This window comes from Sphaerisporangium sp. NPDC005288 (assembly GCF_040607475.1).
GTDB lineage: Bacteria > Actinomycetota > Actinomycetes > Streptosporangiales > Streptosporangiaceae > Sphaerisporangium > Sphaerisporangium rhizosphaerae.
Genome location: NZ_JBEXGT010000104.1, coordinates 1 through 3,408 on the forward strand (window position 1 = coordinate 1; position 3,408 = coordinate 3,408).

General features: G+C 71.0%; 1 pseudogene. It reads right to left on the minus strand.

The features are described from left to right. A pseudogene (locus ABZU32_RS40810) lies at window positions 1-3,408 on the minus strand (hypothetical protein); the annotation flags it as partial.

Below are 3,408 nucleotides of genomic sequence, written 5' to 3' on the forward strand. Positions count from 1 at the left end.
GGTGTAGGCGGTGGGGCCGGTGTTGGCCACCGTGACGGTGTAGGTCACCGTCCCGCCCGGAGTGACGGTGCTGACGTTCGTGCTCTTGGTGATGGCCAGTTGCGGGACCAGCACCGTCACCGTGGTGGCGCATCCGGGGTCGGAGCCGCCTACGGGGCAGGTGTTGCCCGGGGTGGTGGAGGTGACCAGGCTGGTGACGGTCCCACTCCCGGTGTAGGGATTGTTGACGGTGATCGAGGCGGTCGCGGTCACGCTCTGCCCGACCGCCAGGTCACCGGTCCAGGTCACCGTCCCATCAGGGTTGAAGGTCAGATTGCCCGACGTCGCCACCGCGTCCCCGTTGTAACTCACCCCGTCGGCCCCCGGCAGCGCGAAGGTGAAGTTGGCATCGGTGTACGCCGTCTGCCCGGTGTTGCTGGCGGTCACCGTGTAATGCACCACCCCCGTCGGCGTCGTCGTCGACACGTCCGTCGCCGTGACGATCGTCAGCACGCCGACCGCGACGGGCTCACCACAGCGGGGGTCGGACCCGCCGGACGGGCAGTTGCTCCCCGCGCTGGAGGACGTCACCGCGTTGACCAGCGTGTCGTCCCCCGCGTCCGGCGTGTTCACCCGCACCGAATACGTGACGGTGGCGGACGCGCCGACCGCGAGCGCGCCGGTCCAGGTCAGGTTCGGGCTGGAGAAGGACACCGTGCCGCTGGTCGCCGAGGCGTCACCGTTGTACGTCGCGTCGTCCAGCACCCCCGCCAGCGCGTCGCTGAACGTCGCCGCCGGATACGCCGTCTGCCCCGCGTTGGTCACCGTCACCGTGTACCGCACCGTGCCACCAGGAGTCGTCGTCGCGACGTCGGTGGTCTTCACGATCGTCAGGACGGGGGTGAGCACGCCGACCGTCACGGTGCAGGCGTCGGTGCGCGTCGTGGCCGTGCAGGTGCTGCCCGCCGCCTCCGAGGACACCGAGTTGACCAGCACCTTGTCCCCGGGATCAGGGCCGCGGATGGTGACCGAGTAGGTGACGGTCACCGTCGCTCCGACGGCGATGTCCCCCGACCAGGTCAGGTTCGGGCTGGAGAAGGTCACCGTCCCGCTGGTCGCCGAGCCGTCGGAGTTGTAGACGGCGTCGTCCAGCACGCCGGACAGCGGGTCGGCGACGCTGATGCCCGTGTACGGCGTCTCGCCGGTGTTGTGCAGGGTGATCGTGTAGCCGACCGTGCCTCCCGGCACGGTGAACGCGGCGCCGGCGGACTTGGTGACGGTGAGTTCGGGAATGAGGATCCGCAGGTTGATCGTGCACCTGGGATCGCCGCTCCCCGCGGGACAGTTGCCGCCCGGGGCGCTGGAGACGGCCGTGGTGACGATGTCCCGGTCGCCGGTGGGCGGGTTGTTCACCGTGAACGACGAGGTCACCGTCACCACGCCTCCGACCGGGATGTCGCCGGTCCAGGTGAGCCCGTTGACGCCGACCGACAGGGAGCCGGAGCTGGCGCTGTCGTCACCGTTCGGTGTGACGTCGTCCAGCAGGTCGGTGCCGGTGTTGAACACACTGATCCCGGCGAAGGGCGTCTGACCGGTGTTGGTGTAGGTGCCGGTGAACCTGATGACGCCGCCGGGGGTCGTGGTCGTCACGTCCGAGCCGTTGACGATCGTGAGCTCGGAGACCGTCACCCGGGCCGCGCAGCGGGGGTCGCCGCTGCCGGACAGGCAGTTGCCGGTCGGCGAGGTGGAGACCAGGGTGTTGGTCAGGATGTCGTTTCCGGTCTTGGCCGCGCCGAGCGTCACCGAGTAGGTGACGGTGACCGATCCGCCCGCGGGCACGTTCCCGGTCCAGGTGAGGTTCGGCGCGGTGTACCCCACCGTGCCGGAGGACGCGGCGGCGTCGTTGTTGTAGGCGGCGTCGTCCAGCACGCCGGTCAGCGGGTCGGTGAACGTCGCCCCGAGGTAGGGCGTAGCCGCCGAGTTGGAGATGGTGACCGTGTAGGCGACCACGCCGCTCCGTACCGTCGTCGCCGAACCCGCCGTCTTGAGGAAGGTGAGCGCTGTGGTCGGCGTGACCGGCACGGTGACGGCGCAGCGGGGGTCGGTGCCGCCCACCGGGCAGTTGCCGCCCACGGCGGTGGTGGTCACCGCGTTGGACAGGCTCGCGTCGCCGAGGTCGGGGTTGTTCACCACGACCGTGTAGGTGATGGTCGCGCTCGCGCCGACGGCCAGGTCACCCGTCCAGGTGAGGGTGGGCGCGGTGTAGCCCACCGTCCCGGAGGAGGCCGCGGCGTCGTTGCCGTAGGCCGCGTCGTCCAGCACGCCCGCGAGGCCGTCGGTGACGACCGCGCCGGTGTAGGGCGTCTGACCGGTGTTGGTGACCGTGATCGTGTAGGAGACGGTGGAACCGGCGGTGGTGTACGCCTGGCCGGCGGTCTTGACGACGGTCAGCGCGGGCGTGAGCACGACCACGCTGACCGCGCAGGTCGAGCTGCCACTGCCGGGCGGGCACGCGCTGCCGACGGTGGTCGAGGCGACCCGGTCGAACATCAGCTTGTCGCCCGGATCGGGGTCGCGGACGGTCGCCGTGTAGGTGATGACGGCGCTCGCCCCGACGGCCAGGTCGCCGGTCCAGGTCAGCGCCTGGTCGGCGAACACCACGCTCCCGGTGGTGGCGGCGGCGTCGCCGTTGTAGACGGCGTCGTCCAGCAGGCCGGACAGGCTGTCGGTCGTCGTCGCGCCGGTGTACGGGGTCTGACCGGTGTTCTGCACGGTGACCGTGTAGCTGACGGTGCCGCCGGGGACCTGCGTCGCGACGTCCGCGGCCTTGGAGATGGACAGGGCCGGGATGAGCACGTCGGTGCGCGCCGTGCAGCGCGGGTCGCTGCCGCCCGAGGGACAGTTGTTGCCCGGCGCGGCGGAGACCAGGGTGCCGGTGAGCACCTTGTCCCCGGTGTCGGGGTTCTTCACGGTCAGCGTGCCGGTGACGGTGACGACGCCTCCGACCGGGATGTCGCCGGTCCAGGAGATGCCGGTCGGTCCGAGGATCAGCGTCCCGGACGTGGCGGTCTGGTCGCCGTGGGGGATCGCGTCGTCCAGCGTGCCGGCGGTGGCCGCCGAGACGGTGATCCCGGTGTAGGGGACCTGTCCGCTGTTGGTGAAGGTGGCGCTCAGGTGCACGACCGAGCCCGGCGTCGTGGTCGGCTCGGCGTAGCTCTGGCTCAGGATGAGCTGGGCGATCGGCACCGTGCTCGAACAGCGGGTGTCGGTGCCGCCCACCGGGCAGTTGGCGCCGGCGGCGGTGGAGGTGACGGCGTTGACGAGCAGGCCGTCCCCGCTGATCGGGTTGCCGGTGGTGACGGTGAAGGTGACGGTGGCGGTGGCCCCGACGGCGAGGTTCCCGGTCCAGGTCAGGGTGGGCGCGGCGTA